This is a genomic window from Mycobacterium pseudokansasii (genome assembly GCF_900566075.1).
GTDB lineage: Bacteria > Actinomycetota > Actinomycetes > Mycobacteriales > Mycobacteriaceae > Mycobacterium > Mycobacterium pseudokansasii.
The window spans coordinates 1,494,705-1,520,198 of record NZ_UPHU01000001.1 but is presented as its reverse complement, the minus strand read 5'-3'; the positions used below and the strand labels follow the sequence as shown (position 1 = coordinate 1,520,198).

Below are 25,494 nucleotides of genomic sequence, written 5' to 3'. Positions count from 1 at the left end.
CGCAGACTCGCTGTTATGGCCCAGGTGAGGCTTCGCATATCGCGCTGGCTACCGGCGTCCCCGCCAGTGCGCCGTAGCACCTGGTGCTCGGCTTGGTATTACTTAGCGGTATTACCGGCCGATAGGCTGACTGGCATTCGGGTGACGAGCAAAGGCCAGGTGACTATTCCGCTCGCGGTGCGGCGCAAGCTCGGCATTGAGCCGGGTTCTGAGGTCGAGTTCGAACTTGACGAACACGGCGCCCGGTTAGTGCGCAACAAGACCACCCGGGGCAAGGCGATTGCACGTCGGATGCGCGGCCGTGCCACGGTTGCGAGGAGCACCGACGAGATCATGGCACTGACGCGCGGCAACGCATAGTTCGCTGGTGGCCGGAACGCTCGTCGACGCAAACGTGCTGCTCGACCTGTTCACCGAGGACCCCCGCTGGTGCGACTGGTCTGAGACGCAGCTTGCCGATGCCCTCGACCGTGGGCCAACGCTGATCAATCCGATCATCTACGGCGAGATCTCGATCGGCTTTGAGCGGATCGAGGAACTCGAGCGAGCATTGCCAGCGGAGCTGGAGCGCGAGTCCCTACCATGGGAAGCGGCGTTTCTGGCCGGCAAATGCTTCCTCGAATATCGGCGGCGGGGAGGCCAAAAGCGTTCGCCGCTAACGGATTTCTACATTGGCGCCCACGCCGCGACGACTGGCCGTGCGCTCTTGACGCGCGATCCCCGGCGCTACCGGTCGTCCTTCCCACGCCTCGAACTGATCTCCCCATGAACGTCGCGAACTTTGACGCCTAGTTGTCGCCGCCGACCCTCCAACTGCTCAAATGCCGTCGGGGCGTGGGGTTGACTTCTGATGGTGGACAGCTAACTGGTCGGACTGCTGATCCCACGGGAAGGATGTCCGTAGGTCGCGCAAGCGTCGTAAGTACACCCCGGAATTCGGGAGCAGGCTGCCCGCCCCGGCGCGGCGAGCATCCACACCGGCACCTCGGCCGACGCAACCGCCTCAAGCAGCTCCAAGAGCGACGCGCCAAACGCGAAACTCCCGAAGCCCGCCGCAGGATCACCGCCTGAGCCGACAACGACCTGAAGAACTCTTCTTCAACCAGACAACACATATAATGGGAGGGTTATATGGGGACGGTCACGCTGCCAGGCGTCAACAACGCCGTCCCGCTGGCCGTTGAATCCGGAGACGAATGACCATGACCCGGACGTGGCGCGAGGTTCGCCGTGAAGCCGTCGCGCAAGGTCGGCTCGATCCGCTGCGCGCCCGCGCCGCTCGCAAGAAGATGCAGGAAGCGGTCGGCGCCTACCGGCTTACCGAGATCCGGAAGGCCCGAGGCCACACCCGCCAGGCTGATGTCGCCGCCCTGCTGGGGGTCTCTCAGGCCCGCGTATCGAAGCTTGAAAGCGGCGACCTATCCCACACGGAGCTCCGCACGCTGCAGTCCTACGTCGCCGCATTGGGCGGCACTTTGCGTGTGCTCGCCGAATTCGGCGACTGCACCGTCGAGCTGAGTACCTGATGATGCAGGCGGATGCGGCTGCCGGCATCCATCCGATCAGGCGTCGACCGACCGTATCGGAGTGAAATTGGCGAGCTCACCAACGCTGCGATGCCGGTCGTATTCACGTAGCAACGCGATGTAGCGGCCCTTGTCAACGTTCCAGTCGTACTGCTGCAGCGGGTCAAAGTCCTGCGCCGCGGTAAAGACGAGATCAGCCAGCAAACGGGTCGTGCGGCCGTTCCCGTCGGTAAATGGATGGACCCCCACCGCCTCGGCGTGCACGGCGATACCAAGCTCACGAGCGGTCCAGTCCGTGGTGTGCTCCCGCCGATAACGGATCGTGTCCAGCGAGTTCCTCAATTCGACGGCGACCTGCTCAGGCGCCACCCCGATGTTGAGTTCGTGCCTGCACCAAACCCCCGCCCAAGCCCATATGTCTCCGTAGAGCCGAGCGCGGAGATCCCGCAGGAAGAAGTCATTCAGCAGGTCGTCGAGCCCTAGGTTGCCGTCGAGCACCACCGTCAGGAGTTCCTCTGTGACTTGCTCTTGCACACCCTGCTCGAGGTCGTAGACCGCAGCCTTGCTGACCGGCTCTTCCACAAGCTCGGCGATATGCGGCAGTAATGCCTCAAGCTCATCGTCGGGAAGCGGGGTGTCCCCGTATCCGGGCGTGAGCGGCATCAGGACCGAGGCTGTCGCTCAGCGAGAAACTTCTTCACCGACGCCGACCGCACATAGCCAGCAGGGACTGTCCGATTCTCCAGCTTCGCCGACGCCTTGGTGGACCGCACAGCGATTCGCTTCACGACGTCTTTCTTGACAACGCGACGTGCCACGAGCCACACCTCCTATCGGTGATCTCAAACGCCCATCCTAGCGTCGGGCAGCCTCACGCAATGCAGCCTGCAATGCACTCGTTAACGACGCTAATGTTCCCAAAAGTGTTCCCAAAGCGCATGAAAATGGCCCCCGGAGAGATCTCTGAGGGCCATTTCCGCTAGTAGCGGGGACAGGATTCGAACCTGCGACCTCTGGGTTATGAGCCCAGCGAGCTACCGAGCTGCTCCACCCCGCGATGGTGAATGCCAGGTTACCGAACACTACGACCGTGGACCAAATCGCAGGGCCAGCAGCCCCGGCGCAGCTGAAACCAGACGAACCCGGCCTATGCGGTCCGGGCTGGCCGACACAAGCCGACGCTGGTCCGAAGCGACCTAAAATCGCCTCCAAGCCCTGGCGCCGTCGTCGCGCCACAGCGCTTCGGCTCCCGCGCCGGATTAAGCATCAAAGTCACTACGAAAAGGCGCCTATGGCGACCGCGTCGGGCAGATCGGTCCGCAGCGCGGCCGACCCGACACCGGCGCTGCCCGGTCACTTTCGCCTTCGCCGGCCAGCCGCGCTTAACGAGTGCCGCCACCAAGCCGTGGCCACCCGTACTGGCCTCCAACCAGCCACCCAAAAAGTACTTTGCGCCCGGCCATTTCGGGCAGATAGCATCCCAGGCCGTAGCCGGTGCAAGTTAAGTCGCCACCGTCGGCGACAGCACTGCAACTCGGCGCGCTTTCGGTGAAAATCCAACAGCTGCAACATGATCCACGCCCGCTGCCCCACCCGCACTCACGCCGCCGACTATAATCGCGTCCGAAGGAGTTCACTATGCCCCAACGCCTCGGGCCGAAGCTACTCAACTTTGCCAGCGAAATCGACGTTAACACCGTCGAGCAAGCAAACCTCGCCGCATCCATGCCCTTCGTTCACCCGCACGTCTCCCTCATGCCCGACGCTCATCTTGGTAAGGGCTCGGCCGTCGGCACCGTCATACCCACCAAGGGCGCCGTGATCCCCGCGGCCGTCGGGGTGGACATCGGCTGCGGCATGGTCGCGGCCAAGACGCGGTTCACCGAGCGCGATCTGGCAGCCCGATTCGGCGGCGAGTACGCCCAAGAGTTGCCGACGCTGCGGCGCCTGGTCGAGGATGCGATCCCGCCGTCCCCGGGGAACTACAACAAGAAGCTGCAGCGGTTCCCGTTCACCGCCAAGAAGCACGACGAGCTCCTCGAACTGCAGGCAGACCTCGATGTGGACCTCTCCCACAGCCCAAAATGGATGCAGCAGTTGGGATCTCTCGGCGGCGGCAACCATTTCATCGAACTCTGCGTCGACAACAACGACAACGTCTGGCTGTTCCTGCACAGCGGCTCCCGCGGCGTGGGCAACAAGATCGCGCAGCGGCACATCAACATCGCCCTGCAGCAGTGCTCGGGCGACCCGTTGATCAAGGTGCCAAACCGCGACCTGGCATTCCTCAACGAGGGCACGCCTGAGTTCGACCGCTACATCAGGGATTTGAAGTGGGCGCAACGCTTTGCCTACCTCAACCGCGCTGAGATGATGGATCGATTCATCCACGTCTTCGCCTCGTGGTTGGGTGTGCAACCGCAACGCGTGGAGACCGAACGCATTAACTGCCACCATAACTACACGGCCCCCACCCGGCTCGACGGGGAAACGTGTGGCTGACTCGCAAGGGCGCGATCGATGCCACCGAAGGCATGCTGGGAGTCATCCCGGGATCCATGGGCACCCGCTCGTATGTCGTGCGCGGCAAGGGAAACCACGACGGCCTATGGTCGGCCCCGCACGGGGCCGGCCGCCGGTTCAGCAGGACCAAGGCGAAGCAACTGTTCACCGAGCAGGATCTGGCCGCGGCGATGGTGGGCATCGAATACCGCCATGGCAAAGAGTGGATCGATGAGATCCCGCAGGCCTACAAGGACATCGACCGCGTCATGGCCGATGCCGAACCGCTCGTCGACGTCGTGACCTCACTGCGGCAGACCATGAACGTCAAGGGACTGTGATCCCAGTGATCGCGGTGATCGCGGTGATCGCGGTGATCGCTAGAGCCCTACTTGGCGTTGTTGAACTTGGTGATGGCCTCGTCCAGCCGCTGCAGCGCTGACCCGTAGGCGGCGAAGTCACCCTTCTTCTGGGCATCCCGCGCCGCGCCGATTGCAGCCTGGATCTCCTGCAGCGCAGCGGCTTTGGCCGGCGACAAGGTCGCAGCCCCATCCGGGGGCGGCGGTACCACCGCCGTCGGCGGCGGGGTTCCGCCCGGTCCAGTGGCCGGCGGCGGCGGGTTGGCGGGCGGATTCGCCGGCACGCCGGCCTCGGTCGGCTGTATTCCTGCCGCAGCATCACCGGCACCGGGCCCGAACAGCCCGTTGAGCGCATCACGCACCGTGGGGCCGTATCCGACCTTGTCGTTGTACATCATCGCCACCCGGATAAGCCGCGGGTACGACGACGCGGCGTCGCTGGCGCCCGGCGAGGCATAGACGGGTTCGACGTACAGCAGCCCACCTTGAGCCACCGGCAAGGTGAGCAAGTTGCCCCACCTGATCCGGTTCTGGTTGTCGCGTCCGATCACACCCAGATCCTGCGATACCGCGGGGTCGGTGGTGATCGCGTTGTTGGCCAGCTTGGGACCGTTGACCTGTCCCGGGATGGTCAGCACAGTGATCTTGCCGTACGTCGCGGGATCGGAGCTGGCGCTGATGTAAGCGGCCAGATAGTCGCGCTTGAACCTGTTCATCGCGCTGATCAACTGGTATGCGGCCGAGTTATCGTCTTTGGCAATGTTTTTCGCCACGATGTAATACGGCGGCTGGTAGCTGCTGGCGGTTGGGTTCGGGTCCAGCGGCACGTCCCAGAAGTCGGAGGTGGAAAAGAACGTCACCGGGTCGTTGACGTGGTACTTGGCCAGCAGCATCCGTTGCACCTTGAACAGGTCTTCGGGGTAGCGCAGATGCTCGGCGAGCTCGGGCGCGATGTCGCTCTTGGGCTTGACCGTGCCGGGGAAGACCTGCATCCATGCCCGCAGCACCGGGTCCCGTTCGTCCTGCTGGTACAGCGTCACGGTGCCGTCGTAGGCGTCGACGGTGGCCTTCACCGAATTGCGGATGTAGGAGACCTTCTTATCGGGAGCCAGCCGGTTGAACGCCACCTCGGTGGAATCGGCGGTCGCCGACGACAGCGACGTGAGCTCGGAGTAGGGATAGTTGTCCAAGGTGGTGTAGCCGTCGATGATCCACACCAGCCGCTTGTTGACGATCGCCGGGTACACCGCGCTGTCGGTCGTGAGCCACGGCGCCACCGCCTCCACCCGCTGCGCCGGATCCCGGTTGAACAAGATCTTGCTGTTCGAACCGATCACGTTGGAGAACAAGAAGTTTCGCTCGGCGAACTTCGCGGCGAACACGGTGCGGGAAATCCAGCTGCCGACCGGGACACCGCCGCTGCCGGTGTAGGTGTAGTTCTTGGTCTCGGTACTGGTTTCGTAGTCGTATTCCCGGTCTGCGCCGGTCTTTCCGACAATCGCGTAGTCCGCGGACGTGTTGGAGATAACCGGTCCGAAGTAGATCCGCGGCTGGTCCAGCTGCGCCGGCCCGTCGGACACCACGGTGCCGTTGGCGCCGACGACGTTGACCAGAAACTCGGGGTAACCGCCGTTTTGGTTCGGGTCGTTGGCGATCCCGCGCACGGTGTTGGCCGGCGACGCGATGAATCCGTTGCCGTGCGTGTACACGGTGTGCCGGTTGATCCAGTCGCGCTGGTTGTCGATCAGCCGGTCGGGGTTGAGTTCCCGCGCCGCGACGACGTAGTCACGCAGGTTGCCGTTGCGGTCGACGTAGCGGTCGATCGACAGCTGGTCGGGGAAGTAGTAGAAGTTCTTACCTTGCTGGAACTGGGTGAACGCCGGGCTGACGATCGTGGGGTCGAGCAACCGGATGTTCGAGGTCGTGGCGCGGTCGGCGGCGACCTGCTGCGCGGTCGCCTGACCCTCGCCGGTGTAGTTGCGATAAGTCACCACGTCGGACGTCAGGCCGTAGGCTTGCCGGGTCGCGGTGATGCTGCGGCTGATGTATTCGCTTTCCTTCTGCGCGGCATTGGGTTTGACGCTGATCTGCTCGACGATCATCGGCCAGGCGGCACCGACGATCAGTGACGACAGCAGCAGCAGGGCCAGACCGATGGCTGGAATCCGCAAGTCCCGCAGGGCGATTGCGGAGAACACCGCCGCCGCGCAGATCAACGCGATCGCCATCAGGATCAGCTTCGCCGGCAGGACCGCGTTGATATCGGTGTAGCCGGCACCGGTGAACGGCTTACCGCCACGGCTGTGCGACAGCAGCTCGTAGCGGTCGAACCAATAGGCGACGGCTTTGAGCAGCACCAGCATCCCGACCAGGCTGACCAGTTGGATACGCGCCGAGCGGCTCAGCGCACCCGTGCGACCCGAAAGCCGAATACCGCCAAAGATGTAGTGCGCCAACAAGTTTGCCACGAACGCCAGGAACACGGCCACGAACAGATAGCTGAGCACCAGCCGGTAGAACGGCAACTCGAAGGCGTAGAAGCCAAGGTCCTTCCCGAACTGCGGGTCCCTGACGCCGAAATCACCGCCGTGCAAGAACAACTGGATCCGAACCCAGTATCCCTGCGCGACGATGCCGGCCAGCAGCGCGATCGCCGCCGGCACGCCGATTCCCACCAGTCGCAGCCGGGCCAACACGAGTGCGCGATAACGCGCCACCGGGTCGTTGTCGTTGCTCGGCACGAAGACCGGCCGGGTACGGTAGGCCAACGCCAGCCCGGCAAAGACGATGCCGCCGACCAACAGCCCCCCCACCAGGAACACCACGATCCGGGTGACCAGCACGGTGGTGAACACCGACCGGTAGCCCAGTTCGCCGAACCACAGCCAATCGACGTACGCGTCGATCAGGCGTGGACCGGCGAGCAGCACCGCGATGACACCCAGCGCGATCAAGATCAGAATCCGGCTACGCCGAGTCAGCTTCGGCATCCGTGCGGACGGCCGCATCCCCACTGGCTACGCTCCCTGCTCGGTTTTGGCTGCTGCCGCAGATTTGTCTAGACGGTCACAACTGTACGCATCTCGGAGCGTTAGCAACGTGGCGTCGGGGCTCCGGCAGTCATCGCATGCAAGGCGTCCACCGCCTGGCCGAGTGTCTCGACCTTCACCAGACGCAGGCCTTGCGGGGTGTCGGCGGCCGCCTCGTAGCAGTTTTTCGCCGGCACCAGAAACACCGTGGCGCCCGCGGCGCGCGCGGCGGCCATCTTGTGCGTGATGCCCCCGATAGCGCCGACCTTGCCGTCAACGGAGATGGTGCCCGTACCCGCGACGAAGGTCGACCCGACCAGATCACCCGTGGTGAGCTTGTCGACCACCGCAAGGCTGAACATCAACCCGGCCGAGGGGCCGCCCACGTTGGCGAGGTTGAAATCCACCACGAACGGCGCCCACGGCGCATCCAGCACCGCCACCCCCATGAAGCCGTAGTCGCGGTCTTTGTTGGTGCCGAGCATGATCTGCGCCACACCGCCCGGCTCGTTCTTGCGGCGGAAGTCGATGGTCACCGACTGGCCGGGCTTGGTGTTCTTCAGCAATCCGGTGAACTGCTCGACATTGGCCACCGGCGTGCCGTTGACCGCGTCGATCGCATCACCGGCTTTCAGCTTGCCCGCCGACGGGCCGGGGTCGTTGACCGAGGCGACGGTGACCGCCTCCGGATACTTCAGATAGCCCAGGGCCGCGTACTCGGCGCTGTCTTCGGAGTTCTTGAAATCGGCGTTGTTGGCCTTGTCGACCTCCTCGCGCGACTTGCCCGGCGGGTAAACAAGATCCCGGGGCACCAGCTGTTCTTGCCCGGAGAGCCACAGTGTGATGGCTTCGCCCAGACTCAGACCGTCACGCTGGGACACCGTCGTCATGTTGAGATGACCTGACGTCGGGTGTGTCTGAGTGCCCTCGATGTCGACCACCTGCTTGCCGTCGACTTCGCCGAGGGTGTCGAACGTGGGGCCGGGTCCCAGCGACACGAACGGCACCGTCACGACCGCGAGCAACACGCCGAACACCACGATCGGCGCCAGCGCGACCATCAACGTCAAAATCCGCCTGTTCACGCCGCATAGACTAGACGGACCCCGCCGAGGCGGGTTCAGCTGCGAGCGTGACGGCGGATGGCGCTTTCTTCTGCCCCGATGGGTACCGTTGACCGTATGGCTGACCTGCCTTTCGGTTTCTCCTCCGGAGACGACCCCGACCGCGACAAGCGCGGGAAGAACGAACCCGACCCCGGCTCGGGCGCTAACCCGCTGGGCCCGTTCGGTTTCAGCGGGGATTTCGCCATGGCCGACCTGGGGCAGATCTTCACCCGCCTGGGCGAGATGTTCGGCGGTGTCGGCAGCGCGATGACCGCGGGTCAGAGTTCTGGACCGGTCAACTACGCCCTGGCCCGCCAGGTGGCAGCCAGCTCGGTCGGTTTCATGGCGCCCATCCCGGAGGGGACCAACTCCGCGATCGCCGACGCGGTGCACCTGGCGGAGACCTGGCTGGACGGGGCCACCTCACTGCCCGCCGGCACCACCAGGGCGGTGGGCTGGAGCCCCACCGACTGGGTGGACAACACCTTGGACGTCTGGAAGCGACTGTGCGATCCGATGGCTGAGCAGATCTCGACGGTCTGGGCGTCGTCGCTGCCGGAGGAGGCCAAGAGCATGGCCGGCCCGCTGCTCACAGTGATGTCGCAGATGGGCGGCATAGCGTTCGGTTCGCAGCTGGGTCAGGCACTCGGCCGGTTGTCGCAGGAGGTGCTGACATCGACCGACATCGGGCTGCCGCTGGGACCTCAGGGAGTGGCCGCAATCCTGCCTGCTGCCGTCGAGGACTTTTCGTCTGGCCTGGAGCAACCGCGCAGCGCGATCCTGACCTTCCTGGCCGCCCGTGAGGCCGCCCATCATCGCCTGTTCAGCCACGTTCCCTGGCTGGCCGGGCAGCTGCTGGGCGCCGTCGAGGCCTACGCCAAGGGCATGAAGATCGACATGACCGGAATCGAGGAGCTGGCCCGCGACTTCAATCCGGCCACGCTGACCGATCCCGCCGCCATGGAGCGGTTGCTGGGCGAGGGAGTATTCGAGCCCAAGGCGACACCGACACAGATCCAGGCGCTCGAGCGTCTCGAGACGCTGCTCGCCCTGATCGAGGGCTGGGTCCAGACCGTGGTGACCGATGCGCTCGGCGAGCGCATCCCGGGCACCGCCGCACTCAGCGAGACGCTGCGCCGGCGCCGGGCCAGCGGCGGTCCCGCTGAACAGACGTTCGCGACCCTGGTCGGGCTGGAGCTCCGGCCACGCAAACTGCGGGAGGCCGGCGCGCTGTGGGAGCGCCTGACCCAGGCCGCCGGTGTGGACGCTCGAGACGCGGTGTGGCAGCACCCCGACCTGCTGCCCGCGGCCGACGATCTGGACGACCCGGCCGCTTTCATCGACCAGGTCATCGGCGGTGACACCAGCGGCATCGATGAGGCGATCGCCGAACTCGACCGTGAGACCGGCGGCCCGGAGGACTCCGGGCCCGGCGCTGTGGATAACTGAACCGCTCGCCGAGGCCGGCGTGGCACAGTTTCTGGTCATGCCGCGGGCCGTTCCCACCTTGTATTCGCTTGATCCGGCGATGCCGGTGCTCCTGCGGCCCGACGGTGCCGTGCAAGTGGGCTGGGATCCCCGCCGGGCCGTCCTGGTGCAACCACCCGGCGGCCTGGCGGCTTCGTCGGTGGCCGCGCTACTGCGGTCCATGCGCTCGCCGACGCCGATCACCGAACTGCAGCGCCAAGCCGTCAGCCAGGGATTGGTGGACGGCGAGGAGGTGGTGAACCTCGTCAGGCAATTGGTCGGCGCCGGTGTCGCGACCCGCGGGCATCGAGGTTGCCCGGGCCGCGCGGCGTCGATTCGGATCCACGGTCGCGGACCGTTGTCAGACCTGCTGATGCAGGCCTTGCGCTGCTCGGGGGCGCGGGTCGGGCAGAGTAGACAACCGCATGCCGCGGTCGGCAGCGGCACCGTGGATTTGGTGGTGTTGTCCGACTATCTGGTGGCCGATCCACGTTTGGTGCGCGATATGCACAACGAGGGCATTGCGCACCTGCTCGTTCGGGTTCGTGACGGCACCGGCCTGGTAGGGCCGCTGGTTATCCCGGGCGTGACGAGCTGCCTACGCTGCGCCGATCTGCACCGCAGCGACGTGGACTGCGCGTGGCCGGCAATCGCTGCACAGCTGCGCGACACCGTCGGAGTGGCCGACCGAGCGACGTTGCTGGCAACGGCCGCGCTCGCCCTCAGCCAGGTCAACCGGGTGATCGCCGCTGTGCGCGGTGAACAAGCCGACCACGATCCGCCGTCGGCTCTCGACGCCACGCTGGAGTTCGACCTCAACGCCGGCTCCATCGTGGCGCGCCAATGGACCCGGCATCCGTTGTGCTCGTGCTGACGGTGGCCGCGACGGCATCTAGCCGAGGCGGCCCTGCTCCGGGACGTTCGTGGAGACCGCCGCGTAGGCTCTGGCCAAATCGTCCAGCACGCCTTCGGTCAAGGTGCCGTCTTTGCGGTGCTTGTCCAGCGTTTCGATGATCGCCCTGAACAATGCGTCGGCGGTGTCGTGCTGCGTTTGTTTTGCTGACATGGCTTTGGCGGTCCACCCTCCGGATGTGGGGATCGATGCGTCACACCATTGCGACCTGCAAGAGACTACATAGCGGCTGTGCCCGCGGCGATCCGAAAATCCACCGTCATCCGGCGAGCCGAAGGCGGGCGGGGGCCGTCGGTCCGGTGCTCAGCCGCCCGGGCCAGCCGTGCACGCGCGGCCGGTTGATGCCGGATCAATACCCGGTTGGCGCAACCGTCATGGATGATGGGTATGTGTCAGACATCAAACGCGGCCGCGCCGCGCGAAACGCCAAGCTGGCCAGCATTCCGGTCGGCATGGCCGGCCGGGCGGCTCTTGGCTTCGGCAAACGGCTGACCGGCAAGTCGAAAGACGAGGTCAACGCCGAGCTGATGGAGAAGGCCGCCAACCAGTTGTTCACCGTCCTGGGCGAGCTCAAAGGCGGGGCGATGAAAGTCGGCCAGGCGTTGTCGGTGATGGAAGCAGCCATTCCCGAGCAGTTCGGGGAGCCCTATCGCGATGCGCTGACCAAGCTGCAGAAGGATGCCCCGCCGCTGCCCGCGGCCAAGGTCCACCGGGTGCTCGATGCACAGCTGGGCACGAAGTGGCGTGAACGGTTCAGTTCGTTCGACGACACCCCGGTTGCCTCGGCCAGCATCGGCCAGGTGCACAAGGCGGTGTGGTCCGACGGCCGCGAAGTGGCCGTCAAGATTCAGTACCCGGGTGCCGACGAGGCCCTGCGGGCCGACCTGAAGACCATGCAGCGCATGGTCGGCGTGCTCAGGCAGCTCTCGCCGGGCGCCGATGTTCAAGGTGTCGTCGACGAACTGATCGAACGCACCGAGATGGAACTCGACTACCGGTTGGAGGCCGACAACCAGCGGGCCTTTGCCAAGGCCTACCACGACCACCCACACTTCGCGGTGCCGCGGGTGGTGGCCAGCGCACCCAAGGTGGTGATCCAGGAGTGGATCGACGGGGTGCCGATGTCGGCGATCATCCGCAACGGCACGCAGGAGCAGCGCGATCTGATCGGGACCCGGCTGATAGAGCTCACCTTCGACGCCCCACGCCGGCTCGGGATGCTGCACGGTGACGCCCACCCCGGGAACTTCATGCTGCTGCCGGACGGTCGAATGGGCGTCATCGACTTCGGGGCCGTGGCACCACTGCCCGGCGGCTACCCCATCGAGCTGGGGATGACGATCCGGCTGGCCCGGGACAAGAATTACGACCTGCTGTTGCCGACCATGGAGAAGGCCGGTTTCATCCAGCAGGGACAGCAGGTCTCGGTCCGGGAGATCGACGAGATGCTGCGCCAGTACGTCGAACCCATCGAAGTCGACGTCTTCCACTACACCCGCAAGTGGCTGCAGCGGATGACCGTGAGTCAGTTCGACCGATCGGTCGCGCAGATCAAGGTGGCACGGCAAATGGACCTGCCGGCCAAGTTGGCGATTCCGATGCGGGTCATCGCGTCGGTGGCCGCGATCCTCTGCCAGCTGGATGCGCATGTGCCGATCAAGTCACTGACCGAGGAGCTGATTCCCGGCTTCGCCGAGCCCGATACGGCTGTGGTCTGATACGCGGCCGAGCCGGGCAGGCGGCGCAGACCTGGCCGGCGGTCGTGCGCCTTCGCCGAGTGATGGCGCCGATGTCTCCACAAGGCCGGGCCCAGCTCTTGGCGAGTCAGGCCCGGGCCACCTAAGCGGCGACCTTGCGGGGACGCCCCCGCGGACGCTTGCGGCTCACGATCGCGCCGCGCTCGAAAATCTCGCCGCCCCAGACGCCCCATGGCTCGGCACGCTCCAGCGCGGCCGCCAAACATTGGCGCCGGACCGGGCAGCCGGCGCACAGCGTCTTGGCGCGCTCGAGATCAGCTGGGGTGTCGGCGAACCAGAGGTCGGGATTACCCACATGGCATGGCAACGCCGGCAGCCGATTTTTGGGGACTGTCAGTGCTGACATGTTCTGGCTCACCTGCTTCCTGGTCTTGGGGCTGTCTTTCGAAGGTGATCCGGACCAGGTGAGGGAGGTTGACCCCCAAAAAAATCTGGCCACGGATCCTGGTGACTTGGGTCCGTGGCCATTCGGCGAATCTGGGGCTGTTACGCAGTGTCTACGTTGGGCTCCGATCCACGGACGCGTCAGTCGCGGCGGCGACGCGGTGCTTAGCCGCTGCCGCCGGTGCGGCGGCGGCATGAGGGGTTCCCGCGGTTGACGCCGCGGCAGCCACGCTCGCACCGAACACGCTGATGTCGAGCATCGTGGCCACCCTCCTCTCGTACCGCTTGCCGATTTGCCAGCCTTCAACGCCGGCAGCGAAGTGCGCTTCGAGGGTAATCGGTCACGGCTGCCGATGACAACCGATTTTCTGACCTGCGGTTTCGTTGCTCAGCGAGCCTGCCTGACCATGTCGAGAACGTCGCCTCCGTACTGTTCCAGCTTTCGGGCACCGATACCCGGAATGGCGATGAGCGCCTCGTCGTCGTCGGGGCGCAGCTCGGCGATCGCGATGAGTGTGTTGTCGGTGAAGACAACGTAGGCCGGCACGTTCTGTTCCTTGGCGATGTTGAGCCGCCATGACTTCAGCTGCAGCAGCAACTCCTCGTCGATGTCGCCCGCACATGTTTCACATCGCCGCAGCATGACGGCTGCCGGGGTGGTCAGCTCCTTGTTGCAGACCCGGCAGCGGGCGGTGCCCCGGTTGCGACGGGTTTTGCCCGGCCCCGGTTCGGCACGCGTCTGCGGCGCAATGCCATTGAGGAACCGTGACGGCTTACGGCTCTGGCGACCGCCCGGCGCCCGAGCCAGCGCCCAGCTGAGGGCCAAATGCACTCGGGCCCTGGTGATTCCGACATACAGCAGGCGGCGCTCTTCCTCGACCGGCTCACTGTCTGGGCCATGCGCCAGCGCATGCGAGATGGGTAATGTGCCGTCGGCCAATCCGACCAGAAACACTGCATCCCACTCCAGGCCCTTGGCCGCATGCAGTGAGGCAAGCGTGACGCCCTGCACTACCGGCGGATGCCGCGCGTCGGCTCGGGCCCGAAGCTCGGACAGCAGTCCCGGAAGCCGCAAATGCGGACGCTGCGCCACCTCGTCATCGACCAGTTGCGCCAAAGCGGTGAGTCCCTCCCAGCGTTCCCGAGCGCGGGCACCCACCGGCTCGTGTGCCGTCAACCCCAGCGGTTCCAGAACGCCGCGGACCGCGTCGGGCAATGCAGCGTCGGTACCGCGTTCAGCGGCACGCTGTAACGCCACCAGCGCCTGCTTGATCTCCTGACGGTCGAAGAACCCCTCGCCGCCGCGTACCTGATAGGCGATGCCCGCTTCGGTCAGCGCTTCCTCGTAGACCTCGGACTGCGCATTGACGCGGTACAGAATCGCGATTTCGGAAGGCGCAGTGCCGGATTCGATTAGCCGGCCGATCGACGCCGTCACCGCGGCAGCCTCGGCGGGTTCGTCGGGATACTCCTGGAACGACGGGGCAGGACCGGGCTCCCGCTGGCCGGATAACCGCAACTTGCTGCCCGCGACCCGGCCCCGGGCGGCTTCGATCACCCGATTGGCCAGCGACACCACCTGCGGAGTTGACCGGTAGTCACGCTCCAGGCGCACCACCGTGGCGTCGGGAAACCTACGGGAGAAGTCGAGCAGGAAGCGCGGGGAGGCTCCGGTGAACGAGTAGATGGTCTGATTGGCGTCGCCGACGACCGTCAGATCGTCGCGATCCCCCAACCATGCCGAAAGGACCCGCTGCTGCAACGGTGTGACGTCCTGGTATTCGTCGACGACGAAGCAGCGGTAGCGATCCCGGAACTCCTCGGCCACCGCGACGTCATGTTCGATAGCGGCCGCGGTGTGCAGCAGCAGGTCGTCGAAATCGAGCAGGGTGACGCTGTCGTCGCGGACCTTGAGGGATTCGTATTCGGAGTAGACCGCCGCGATGTGTGCGACGTCCAACGGGGTGTCCCGACGCACGGCCGCCACCGCGCTCGGGTAATCCTCGGGACCGATCAGCGAAGCCTTGGCCCACTCGATTTCGCCAGCGAGGTCCCGGACGTCATCGGTGCTGGCCTGGAGCCTGACGCGGCTGGCCGCGCGGGCCACGACAGCGAACTTGGTGTCCAACAACTGCCAGCCGATGTCACCGACCACGCGTGGCCAGAAATACCGCAGCTGGCGATGCGCGGCCGCATGAAAGGTCAGCGCCTGCACGGCGCCGACGCCCGAACCGACCTGCGCGGCGGTGCCCAGTGCCCGCAACCGGGCGCGCATCTCCCCCGCCGCGCGCTGGGTGAACGTCACCGCCAACACGTGACCGGCATCGACATGACCACTGCCGACCAGGTGGGCGATCCGGTGCGTGATGGTGCGCGTCTTTCCGGTGCCGGCTCCGGCGAGCACGCAGACCGGTCCGCGTGGAGCCAATACGGCTTGGCGCTGCTCGTCGTCCAGGGCAGCGGTCAGTGCGTCTACGACCATCGGCATAGCGTCCATCTTGGCAGCGGCGGCCGACAAGCCGGGCGTTTCGACGCGCCGCGCCCTGCGTCGTCGACGGGTGGCGCCGACTCCCCAGGGCTGCCCCGGGGTAAGCGGGCGATGCTCTCGCTCCGGCCCACTCCACGGCCCGGGTGGTTGTCGGGCTACGTTTACCAGCTATGACCAACGCTGCGCTCACCATCTACACGACGTCATGGTGTGGCTATTGTTTCCGGCTCAAGACGGCGCTCCGGACAGACGGGATCACCTACGTCGAGGTCGACATCGAACACGACAGCGCGGCTGCGGAGTTTGTCGCCTCGGTCAACGGCGGCAACAGAACGGTCCCGACGGTCAGGTTTGCCGACGGCTCAACGCTGACCAACCCGAGCGCAAACGTGGTCAAAGCCAGACTGGCAGAAGTCGGCGGCTGAGGCGGCCCGGTGTCGGCCATTCGCCGGGCGTGCCCAGACACGGCCCGTCGCCTGGGCAAAGGTGCCCAACAAGAGGTCCGGTCGCCCGTACGATAAGAATTACGGCGTCGACCTCCGGGCATAACTCGCCGATACCATAACCGCCACCCAACCGCGGACGGCGGTCCGCAGAAAATGGCTATCAACGATGAGGCCAACCGGCTCAACCCGCGCGAGCGTGACACATCCGGCGCTCCGGCTGAAGCGGCACGCGGCAGATATTCGCGCCGCCCTGGCCGGCGCGGGCAAGTCGCTCTTCATCATCTGCACTGCGCTACTCGTGATCACAGCCTGCTCGCACAAAGGCACGTCAGCGAAGCCGAGCACCACCACCACACCCCCGTCGGGTGCCGACGCGTTGATCATCGGCGTCGAAGAGGTACGCCGTATCGCCAATTACGAGGAACTGACCGCACATTCACGAGCGGACTTGCGTCGTCCGCCACCAGGCGACCTGAACGCACCGGGCCCCTGCCGGGCGGCCGGGACCAGTGATCTCACATTCGCCAGCGGCTGGATGGAGTTCCGGAGTGCGGGCTACAGCGGCGTCACCGACGACATCGACCCCGGTGGCATGGTCATGGTCGATTCCGTCAGTCAAGCTGTCGCCATCTACCCGGACGCGCACGCCGCACGCGCAGCGCTCGACCAGCTGGAAGCTTCACTGAACGCGTGCATGGCGTTACATGACCCCAAGTACACGTTCAACGTGGACAAGCCGGATTCCGCCACGCTGCGGATCACCGACCAAGGCTGGAGCCACCTGTATCGCGTCAAGAATGCGGTGTTGATGTCTGTCGGCGTGTTGGGCATCGAACCAGCTGAACGGATCGCCAATACAGTGCTTGACGCGATCTGCGATCGCGTCAAGTAGTCGACCGAGGCAGTTCAGTCGCGCGCCGCCGCCCAGGCTTCGATGATGATGCGGGCAATCGAGACGGAACCCGGTAGCCGCAATTTGGACTCCGATGCGGTGGTTGTCCAGTCGCCCGCGTCCAGCGCCGCACGCACTTCGTCGCGGGTGAACCAGCCCGCCTCGGCGATCTCGCCGTCGTGGAATGAAAAATCTTGATCCGGGTCGGCTAGGGCATGGAAGCCCACCATCAGCGAACGCGGGAACGGCCAGGGTTGGCTGCCCAGGTAGCGCACATCACGGACGGTCAGACCGATTTCCTCACGGATCTCGCGGGCCACGCATACCTCGAACGATTCACCCGCCTCGACGAAGCCCGCCAGCAGCGAGAACATTTGCGGCGGCCATGCCGCTTGGCGGGCCAATACCGCGCGATCACCGCCGTCGTGAACCAGGCAGATCACCGCCGCGTCGATACGGGGAAACTCCTCGTGACCGGTGATCAGGCTGACGCGTGACCATCCAGCCCTGGCGGGTTTGGTCGGGGTGCCGTCGACCGGGCTGAATCGTGCGGTGTCATGCCAGTTCAATAACGCCATTGCCGACGACACCAATTGGCTGCTGGTGTCATCGATGATCTTGCCAAGCCTGCGAAGGTCCACCACTTCGGCCTCTACATCCAGATTCTCCGGGGGCTCGAGTGCGCCCCTGATCGCCCAGACATGGCGACCACCCGCGATGCGACCCAGGAACACCGCCTCCGGCGGTGGCTTGTCGCCCAGCGCGGCTGCCCGACCCAGCACCGCTCGGCCATCGACAACCAGGACCTGGTTGCGCGAATCCACCCGCAGTAGCGCCGCATCGGCCCAGCCGGCAGCCGCCGCGTCGACATCGGTCCGCAAGTGGTCGGCCCGGTCGGCGCCGATGCGCGACAGGAATGGAACGTCCCGCAGCCGCAAGTCCACGCTAGGCCCTCACGCCCGGCTCCGCCGAGCTTGCGATCGCCATTACTGCCCCGTGTTGCGGACGTAGAGGAGACGGTCGTCGGCCTCAATGGCGTCCACCTCGGGCGCTCCGATACGCAATAGTTGCCCGTTGCGGACGACGCCGAGCACGATGTCCCCCAGATGCCGCGGAGAACCGCCGACTTCGCTCGGCTCCACCTCGCGTTCGGCAATCGCCAGCCCCGTATCCGGCGTCAACAGGTCCTCGATCATCTGCACAACGCTGGGTGTAGTGGTGGCAAGGCCAAGCAATCGGCCGGCGGTCTCGGAGGAAACCACCACCGAGTCCGCCCCCGATTGCTCGAGCAGATGCTGGTTTTCGGCCTCCCGGATGGAAGCCACGATCTTGGCCTTGGGCGAGATCTCGCGGGCGGTCAAAGTGACCAACGCCGCCGTGTCGTCACGGCTCGCGGCAACGATGATCGAGGCGGCATGCTGAGCACCGGCCAACCGCAGCACGTCGGATTTGGTGGCGTCACCATGGACGGTGACCAAACCCGCCGCCGCCGCGCGGTCGAGGGCTGCCCGGTCGGTGTCGACGACGACAATCTCACCAGGGACCACCTCGTCGCCGAGCATCGCGGTAATCGCCGTTTTGCCTTTGGTCCCATAGCCGATGACGACGGTGTGGTTGCGCACTCTGTTCCTCCAACGCTGGATCTTCAGTGCTTGCCGGGACGTCTCAGTGACCACCTCGAGCGTCGTCCCGACCAACAGGATCAGGAACGCGATACGCAGCGGTGTGATGATCAAGACGTTGGTCGCGCGCGCGAATTCGGAAATGGGTGTGATGTCGCCATAACCGGTCGTCGACAACGTCACCGCCGAGTAGTACAGGCAATCCAAAAACGTCAGTTCGTCGCCCTGTGAGTCGTGGTATCCGTCCCGGTCGACGTAGACGGTAATGGCGCCGACCAACAACGCCGCCAAGGCAATAGCCACTCGGCGGGTAATGATGCGCGCGGGACTGGCCCGACCCGAAGGAATGCGTAACACGCCGACGAGTGCGTAACTCGGCTGGACCGTCAACCTCTCGTCGAGACGCCTCAGCCGCCGCCAACTACCTTTTGCCACGGGAATCCGTCATCGGCTGATCCCAAAGCACGACACAGGCACGAGAAACATGTAACCACGATCAGGTGTCGCAACGGCGAGCGGAGTCAGCAAGCAGCGCGGCCAACGCTGCACCGTCGGGCAACTCATCGGGAACAACGGTGATGCCACTGCGCACGTAGTAGAACGCGGTGCGTACCGATGACTCCGAGCAGCCGAGCAGCGCAGCCCACGCCAGCCGGTAGACGGCCAACTGGACGGCGGCCTGCCGCCTGGCTTCCGGCCCGCGTGGCGGCTCACCGGTTTTCCAGTCGACCACGGTGACGCCGCCGTCGGGGTCGGCGAACACCGCATCGATGCGGCCGCGAACCACGGTGTCGCCGATCGGCATCTCGAACGGCACTTCTACCGCGATCGGGGTCCGAGCAGCCCAGGGCGATGCGGTGAAGGCCGCCCGCAGTTTGGCCAACTCCTCGGCGTTGCTTACGTCGGAGTCGGCGGCACCCGGAAGGTCTCCGAGATCGAACAGCAATTCCGCTCCGTAGAACTGCTGGACCCAGGAGTGAAAGGCGTTGCCCAGCAAAGCTTGCGGATCCGGACGCGACGGCAGACGATGGGCTAGCCGCTGCCGCGCCTTCGCGGGATCGCGGCCCAGCTCCACCAGACCGCTGACAGACAACTGGCCCGGCAGCTCGCGGGCCGGCGGTTGCGCCGCGCGCGCACGTTCGGCCAGTAACGCATCGACGTCATGGACCCACCCCTCGGTGTCAGCACCTCCGGCGTCGACTACGTCCGCCGCTGTTGCCTCAGCCACCAGCCGGGCCCCGTGTTCAACGTCAGCGCGCCGCGCGCCCAGCGGCTCAGCTGGCCAAACTGCCTGGACAACGTTGTCCCGCAACGGGTTACGTTCTCCTTCCGCCGGTGCGGAGGCCCACTGGTCCACAATCCCGCACGGATCGCCGGCCGCAACCGAGTAATCGATGATGTCTTTGACTTCGCAGAGGAATTCCGACGGCCCGCACGGCTTGACCCCGCTAGCGCCCCAGTGGTGACCCGATACCAACAGGGTGTCCTCGGCACGAGTGACGGCCACATACAGCAACCGGCGCTCCTCATCGACGCGCCGCTGATCGAGCTGCCGACGGTGCTCAGAGATCTTGTCCGACAGCTGTTTTCGATTGGTTACCGTCGAGGTGTCCAGGACCGGGACACCGAGTGCCCAGGCCGAGGCGCGGTCGCCGCGCAGCAGTGGTGGTAGCTCACCGGGATCGGTTAACCAGGTGCTCCGCGACGCGGTCGACGGGAAAACTCCACCCGACAGGTGTGCGACCGCCACGACCTGCCACTCCAAGCCCTTTGCGGCATGCACGGTGAGCACCTGCACCCTGTCGCGCGCAACCGCCGGCTGCGCGGGGGGCAAGCCGTTTTCCACTTCTGCGGCCACGTCCAAATAGGCCAGCAGACCAGCCACCGGCGCCTTTGCCCGCACCTCCGTGCTCGACGAGGTAGCCCGCTCGGCGTATTTCGCTACCACGTCGGCGAAAGCGTCGAGATGCTCGGTGCCAGACCACTCTGCGGTAGCGGCCGATGTGGCGCGGGCTTCGCAATCGACACCCAGCACGCGGCGCACTTCGGCAACCAGATCCGGCAGGCAATGGCCGAGTTGTGCACGCAGCAGGTTCAGTTCGCCGGCCAGGGCCACGATGCGCCGGTACCCTGCCACCGAGTACCAGTCGGCCGGACCCGGGTCGCTGATCGCGTCGGCCAGACATGGGGTGTCGCTGTCCGGGCCGGCTGCCGCCGCAATCGATTCGGGCGACGACTCGTTCGGGCCGCTCACCAGGGCCAGCGCGCGCCGCCACAGCGCTGCCAGATCCCGGCTACCGAGCCGCCACCGGGGACCGGTCAGCACCTGCATCGCCGCGGCTCCGGCCGTCGGCTCGGCCACCAGGCGCAGCATGGCCACCACGTCGGCGACCTCTGGAATCGACAACAGGCCGGCCAGCCCAACAACTTCGACCGGGATCCCGCGAGCACGCAGTGCATCGGCGATGGGTGCCGCGTCAGCATTGCGGCGGACCAGCACGGCTGCGGTAGGCGGGCCGATCCCATCGGCCCGAGCCCGCAAGTAATGCCGCTGAAGGTGGTCGGCGATCCAGTCACGTTCGGCCTGCACGTCGGGGAGCAGTGCGCAGCGAACAGTCCCGGGCGGGGCGTCCGGGCGCGCCCGCAATGCACGCACCGCGACCGATCGCCGGCGCGCCTCGGCAGAAATGGCGTTTGCCAAGTGCAGCGCTCGCGGCGGGTTACGCCAACTGGTCCGCAACTCCAGGATCGGCGCTGGTGTGCCGTCGGAGCGGGGGAAGTCAGTGGTGAAGCGCGGCAGGTTCGTCGCCGAGGCACCGCGCCACCCGTAGATCGACTGAATCGGGTCCCCGACCGCCGTGAGCGCCAGCCCGTCATCGACTCCGCCGCCGAACAATGACGACAACGCGACCCGCTGCGAATGGCCGGTGTCCTGGTACTCATCGAGCAACACCACCCGGAATTGGTTCCGCAGTTCGCGACCGACCTGCGGGAACGACGCCGCCAGCCGTGCGGCAGACGCCATCTGTAACCCGAAGTCCATCACCTTCCCGGCTCGCATGCGTTCTAGCAACGCATCCAGCAACGGCACCAACTCAGCGCGCTCATTCTGGGTGGCCAGCATCCGCAGCAACCACTGGCTGGGGCCGCGGTCGCGCTGATAGTGGCCCGCCGGCAGCGTGTGCACCAGCCGCTCCAGCTCAACGTGGGTGTCGCGGAGTTGCCCGGTGTCCACCAGGTGCTCGGCGAGCTGGCCCCATAACCGCAGCACCATTGCGGTGACCGCCGCCGGGGTCTTCTGAGTACGCAACTCACCGCGATATCCGTTGACCACCTCGAACGCCAGCTGCCACAGCTCGGTCTCGGTGAGCAGCCTGGTGTCGGGCTCGACGGGCAGCAGCAATCCGTAGTCACGCAGCAAGTTCCCGGCAAATGCGTGGTAGGTGCTGACCACCGGCGTGCCCGCGGATTCGCACGCCGCCGGGCCGGGTTCCAGCCCGGCCAACCGCGCCAGTCGAGACCGGACGCGGCGCAGCAGTTGGCCGGCGGCCTTACGGGTGAACGTCAGGCCCAGCACCTGGCCGGGTTCGGCGTAGCCGTTGGCAATCAACCACACCACCCGCGCCGCCATCGTCTCGGTCTTGCCGGCTCCGGCCCCGGCGATGACCACCAGTGGGCCCGGCGGCGCCGCGATCACGGCCTCCTGCTCCTGCGTGGGCGGGAAAAGCCCCAGTGCACAAGCTAATTCGGCGGCGCTGTGGCGGGCATTTCTCACAGCGGTGATCTGTCGGTGTGTGCCGGGCAAAACGGCCGGATCGGGCAGTTCGAGCAACCGTCGTTGCGTCGGGCGATGAACTGCGGCCCGGCCATCGCCTCAGCAGCCTGCCGTACCAGACCGCGCCATTGATCACGAGCGGCCGGCGTCAACGGATCCTGCTCGCGTTCAGTGGCGCCGGTCGGACCGCACTTCCCGGGATAGACCAGACGCGCACCACCGGGCTCGTCGCCTGCGGGCACCATCCCTTCGGCGACCGCCAGCTGATACATCGCCAGTTGCGCATGCTGTTGGGCATCGTCTTTGCTCACCGGTGTCTTGCCGGTTTTGACGTCGACAATCACCAGCCGACCCGCGCCGTCGCGTTCGAGCCGATCGACGCGGCCGCGCAGCCGAATCTTTCCGCCGTCGTCGCGGCGGTTCTGCAGGACGCCGTCCACCTCGATCTCGACACCGACCTCGGTCAACTCACCACGGGTCTGCGCTCGCCACTCGACAAACGACTGGATCATCGCGCGGTGCCGGGCAAGCTCATTGGAGGAATACCAGCTCGCGTCGAAGGGCAACCGCTGCCACACCCGGTCCAACTCGGCCAGCAGTTGTGCTTCACTTCTGCCCGGCCCGGCGATCAGCGCGTGTAGCACCGAACCGACGGTGGAGCGCAGCTCACGCGGCTTGGCTCCGCCGTGGCGTTCGGTCAGCCACCGTAAGGGACACTCGCTCAGCGTCTGAAGGCTCGACGGCGTCAACGTGATGACATCCCCACTGCCGTACAGCGGTTCACTGGTGCTGACCGGGATCAGCCCGTGCCACCCGTCCGGGTCGGCCCCTGGCACACCGGCCGTGGCCAACCGCGCCAATTGCGTTGCCGCACATGCCCGAGCAGCGTCATCGACCGTGCCGTCAGGTGCACACACGACAGCCCGTAACCGACCCACCACCGCCGCGGCCGAGAGGACACGCGGTGCCGGCTCCGGCTGCGCCGCCGCGGGTTCGCCGCCACCATCAGCCAAACGGGCGATCTCGAAAAAGAATGCCGACGGTAGCGCCGGTTCCTGGCCGCCTCCGCCGGCGTCGTTGTCGACGGCTGTCACCAGCAACCGGCGCCGTGCCCGACCCATGGCGGCCACCAAAAGCCGGCGTTCCTCGGCCAGCAGCGGCGCCCGGGCAGAGGCGTTTTGGGTGACACCGTCGAGTTCATCGAGCAGCCGCTGGGTAGCCAACACGCCACCGCGCGGAATTGTGTTGGGCCACAGCCCTTCCTGCAATCCCGCGATGACGACGAGATCCCATTCGTGGCCCAGGGCGGCGTGCGCGCTGAGCACCGTCACCTGTTCTGTCCGCGATACCGGCTCGGCGCTCACGCGCGGCAGCTGCAGAGCTGTGACATGCTCGATGAGTCCGCGCAGCGACGCACCCGAAGTTCGGGAGACGTACTGGTCGGTGATGTCGAACAAGGCGGTCACCGCTTCCAGATCCCGCGCGGCCTGGACACCCGCCGGGCCGCCGCGCTCGCTGGCTGCGAGCCAACGACTTTGAAGACCTGAGCGGTGCCACGCCGCCCACAGCGTGTACCGCGGATCTTGACCCTGACGGTGACACCGTCCGGCCGCGGCGAGCACCGCACGCACTCGCCGCAGCGGACCGGCCTGCGGCCCTGAGAACTGCGGGTGCGATTCGGCTTCGGGGGAAAGTGTCTGTGCCAGTAAGTCACCGAAATCACCCGGTGAACCGCCGGACCGGCCGCGCTGCTGCGTCCGCCGTAGCCGGCGGAGTGTAACCGGGTCGACGCGGCCGATGGGCCCGGTGAGCAGCGCCAATGCCCGCTCACCGGTGAGCCCGTCAGCGGTGGCGGCCAAAACCGTGAGCAGCGCAGCCGGAGCGGGCTCCTCCGACAACGACCCGCCGATCGCCGGCATGGCCACCGGAACTCCGGCGGCAGCCAGCGCCCGGGGCAGCCGTGCGGCGGCGCGCGGCACCGACCTGACGATCACCGCCATCTGCGACCACGGCACCCCGTCGATCACATGGGCTCGTCGCAGGGTATCGGCAATCATCGCCGCTTCGGCATGCGCTGAGGCGGCCAGCCGCACGGCAACCGAACCGTCCTGTTCCCCGTTGCCCTCGATCTGTTTTCCGGCGCTGCCACCGGGCAACCGCCGGGTGATGCCACTGACGGCACGCGCCACCGCGGGCGCGCAGCGGTGCGACACCGTCAAGGTCACTATGCGTCCGCCCTCGACAGCGCCGCCCAGTAACCCGGCGGGCTCGCCGCCGCGGAAACCGAATACGGCCTGGTTCGGGTCACCCGCCACCACGGCACGTTCGGTGCCCGCGGCCAGCGCCCGGACCAGCCGGGCTGCCTGCGGATCGAGTTGCTGAGCATCGTCGACCAGCAGCAGCCGGACACGGGCGCGCTCGGCTGCCAGCAGTCCCGGATCGACCGCGAAGGCCTCCAACGCCGCCCCGACGAGTTCAGCGGCCCCCAATGCCCGTGCCGTCGCTTGTGGCGCCGCCATCCCGGCCGCCGAACGCAGCAACATCACCTGCTCGTATTGGCGGGCGAAGCGGCCGGCGGCAATCCATTCTGGGCGCCCGCAGCGACGGCCCAGCCGCTCCAGATCCCACGGGTCTACGCCACGTTCGAAGCAGCGTGCCAACAGATTCCGCAATTCGTTGGCGAATCCGGCGGTGCTCAGCGCCGGCCACAGATCCGGCGGCCAGACGGATTGGGAGTCCACTGCGTCCTCGATGTCGCCGGCTAGCAGCTCCCGGATGATCGCATCCTGTTCGGCACTGGTGAGCAGCCGCGGCGGCCCGTCACCAGTACGTTCCGCGTTCCGTCGTAATAGTGCATAGGCGTAGCCGTGCACGGTACGCACCAGCGGCTCGCGGACCGCGGACCGGCCGGATCCAATCCCGCTCGACCGCAGCAACGCCGACGTCAACGCGCTGCGTGCGCGTATCCCCAGCCGGCCTGAACCGGTAAGTAGCAGAACCGATTCCGGATCGGCACCCGCAGCGATATGCGCAACCGCGGCCTCGACCAGCAGGCTGCTCTTACCGGTCCCCGGGCCGCCCAGCACGCGCACCAGCCCGCGCATTCCCGGCACCAGCAGCTCGTGCGCCTCGGCACCCCAGCTCAATGACATAGCCGCATGCAACCACGAGGGTCTGACAAGCTCTGGCGGCCAGAGCCGGTGAAGCCCGGGATGGTTTCGCCTCAAC

General features: G+C 66.3%; 18 protein-coding genes, 1 tRNA gene and 2 pseudogenes. 9 read left to right on the top strand and 12 right to left on the bottom strand.

From position 1 onward, the window contains the following. The first annotated feature begins 15 nt into the window (after positions 1-15). The 3 genes from EET10_RS31585 to EET10_RS06975 all read left to right on the top strand — a co-directional run bounded on the left by EET10_RS31585 (position 16) and on the right by EET10_RS06975 (position 1,526). Positions 16-360 carry an AbrB/MazE/SpoVT family DNA-binding domain-containing protein gene (locus tag EET10_RS31585; RefSeq protein ID WP_082273281.1) on the top strand — a complete coding sequence of 115 codons (345 nt, stop codon included), beginning with the start codon at positions 16-18 and terminating at the stop codon, positions 358-360. A gap of 7 nt (positions 361-367) precedes the next feature. Continuing rightward, a complete protein-coding gene (locus tag EET10_RS06980) occupies positions 368-769 on the top strand; it encodes a type II toxin-antitoxin system VapC family toxin (protein WP_122501994.1) in 402 nt (133 codons plus the stop codon). 427 nt (positions 770-1,196) lie between these two features. After that, positions 1,197-1,526, top strand: a complete 330-nt coding sequence (locus tag EET10_RS06975; RefSeq protein WP_036404255.1) for a helix-turn-helix domain-containing protein — start codon at positions 1,197-1,199, stop codon at positions 1,524-1,526. Positions 1,527-1,562: 36 nt separating this feature from the next. Here EET10_RS06975 and EET10_RS06970 read toward each other — a convergent pair whose 3' ends face one another. After that, positions 1,563-2,189, bottom strand: coding sequence for a Fic family protein (locus EET10_RS06970; RefSeq protein WP_099188121.1), 627 nt, complete (start codon positions 2,187-2,189; stop codon positions 1,563-1,565). A gap of 320 nt (positions 2,190-2,509) precedes the next feature. Then, positions 2,510-2,583, bottom strand: a tRNA-Met gene (locus tag EET10_RS06965). A gap of 581 nt (positions 2,584-3,164) precedes the next feature. On the opposite strand from EET10_RS06965, the pseudogene EET10_RS06960 reads away from it, so the two are divergent. Then, positions 3,165-4,369, top strand: a pseudogene (locus EET10_RS06960) (RtcB family protein). Between the two features lie 47 nt (positions 4,370-4,416). On the opposite strand, the gene EET10_RS06955 reads toward EET10_RS06960, so the two are convergent. Further along, positions 4,417-7,401 carry a UPF0182 family protein gene (locus EET10_RS06955; protein ID WP_099188117.1) on the bottom strand — a complete coding sequence of 995 codons (2,985 nt, stop codon included), beginning with the start codon at positions 7,399-7,401 and terminating at the stop codon, positions 4,417-4,419. 77 nt (positions 7,402-7,478) lie between these two features. Continuing rightward, complete coding sequence (locus EET10_RS06950) at positions 7,479-8,501, bottom strand: YlbL family protein (protein ID WP_036404257.1); 1,023 nt, start codon at positions 8,499-8,501, stop codon at positions 7,479-7,481. A 78-nt stretch (positions 8,502-8,579) separates the two neighbouring features. Between EET10_RS06950 and EET10_RS06945 the strand changes: the two genes are divergently transcribed. Beyond that, positions 8,580-9,971: a zinc-dependent metalloprotease gene (locus EET10_RS06945; RefSeq protein WP_099188115.1), complete on the top strand. Its 1,392-nt coding sequence runs from the start codon at positions 8,580-8,582 to the stop codon at positions 9,969-9,971. A gap of 37 nt (positions 9,972-10,008) precedes the next feature. Continuing rightward, complete coding sequence (locus EET10_RS06940; RefSeq protein ID WP_122502757.1) at positions 10,009-10,863, top strand: cyclodehydratase; 855 nt, start codon at positions 10,009-10,011, stop codon at positions 10,861-10,863. An 18-nt stretch (positions 10,864-10,881) separates the two neighbouring features. Here EET10_RS06940 and EET10_RS06935 read toward each other — a convergent pair whose 3' ends face one another. Further along, positions 10,882-11,055, bottom strand: a complete 174-nt coding sequence (locus tag EET10_RS06935) for a hypothetical protein (protein ID WP_023371764.1) — start codon at positions 11,053-11,055, stop codon at positions 10,882-10,884. Between the two features lie 221 nt (positions 11,056-11,276). Between EET10_RS06935 and EET10_RS06930 the strand changes: the two genes are divergently transcribed. Further along, positions 11,277-12,620, top strand: a complete 1,344-nt coding sequence (locus EET10_RS06930; RefSeq protein ID WP_036404425.1) for a macrolide-binding ATPase MABP-1 — start codon at positions 11,277-11,279, stop codon at positions 12,618-12,620. Between the two features lie 121 nt (positions 12,621-12,741). Here the strand turns inward: EET10_RS06930 and EET10_RS06925 are convergent, their stop codons facing one another. The 3 genes and pseudogenes from EET10_RS06925 to EET10_RS06920 form a co-directional block, all read right to left on the bottom strand. After that, complete coding sequence (locus tag EET10_RS06925) at positions 12,742-13,005, bottom strand: WhiB family transcriptional regulator (protein WP_036404428.1); 264 nt, start codon at positions 13,003-13,005, stop codon at positions 12,742-12,744. 3 nt (positions 13,006-13,008) lie between these two features. Continuing rightward, positions 13,009-13,303: pseudogene (locus EET10_RS31935) on the bottom strand (hypothetical protein); the annotation flags it as partial. A gap of 128 nt (positions 13,304-13,431) precedes the next feature. Beyond that, on the bottom strand, positions 13,432-15,531 hold the full coding sequence (locus tag EET10_RS06920; protein WP_174719677.1) for an ATP-dependent DNA helicase UvrD2: 2,100 nt from the start codon (positions 15,529-15,531) through the stop codon (positions 13,432-13,434). Between the two features lie 170 nt (positions 15,532-15,701). Here EET10_RS06920 and mrx1 point away from each other — a divergent pair, with 170 nt between their 5' ends. Both mrx1 and EET10_RS06910 read left to right on the top strand, forming a co-directional pair. Continuing rightward, positions 15,702-15,956 (top strand): mycoredoxin Mrx1, encoded by a 255-nt coding sequence (gene mrx1, locus EET10_RS06915; RefSeq protein WP_036404262.1) that lies wholly within the window; start codon positions 15,702-15,704, stop codon positions 15,954-15,956. A gap of 271 nt (positions 15,957-16,227) precedes the next feature. Then, positions 16,228-16,869: a sensor domain-containing protein gene (locus tag EET10_RS06910; protein WP_425461705.1), complete on the top strand. Its 642-nt coding sequence runs from the start codon at positions 16,228-16,230 to the stop codon at positions 16,867-16,869. Between the two features lie 14 nt (positions 16,870-16,883). Here EET10_RS06910 and nudC read toward each other — a convergent pair whose 3' ends face one another. The 4 genes from nudC to EET10_RS06890 form a co-directional block, all read right to left on the bottom strand. Beyond that, positions 16,884-17,813, bottom strand: a complete 930-nt coding sequence (gene nudC / locus EET10_RS06905) for an NAD(+) diphosphatase (protein ID WP_122501992.1) — start codon at positions 17,811-17,813, stop codon at positions 16,884-16,886. A 42-nt stretch (positions 17,814-17,855) separates the two neighbouring features. After that, complete coding sequence (locus EET10_RS06900; RefSeq protein WP_036404266.1) at positions 17,856-18,926, bottom strand: potassium channel family protein; 1,071 nt, start codon at positions 18,924-18,926, stop codon at positions 17,856-17,858. Between the two features lie 61 nt (positions 18,927-18,987). Further along, a complete protein-coding gene (locus EET10_RS06895; protein WP_167480252.1) occupies positions 18,988-22,275 on the bottom strand; it encodes an ATP-dependent helicase in 3,288 nt (1,095 codons plus the stop codon). Continuing rightward, positions 22,263-25,418 carry an ATP-dependent DNA helicase gene (locus tag EET10_RS06890; protein ID WP_122501990.1) on the bottom strand — a complete coding sequence of 1,052 codons (3,156 nt, stop codon included), beginning with the start codon at positions 25,416-25,418 and terminating at the stop codon, positions 22,263-22,265. The genes EET10_RS06895 and EET10_RS06890 overlap by 13 nt, the downstream gene beginning before the upstream one ends. Between the last annotated feature and the right edge of the window lie 76 nt (positions 25,419-25,494).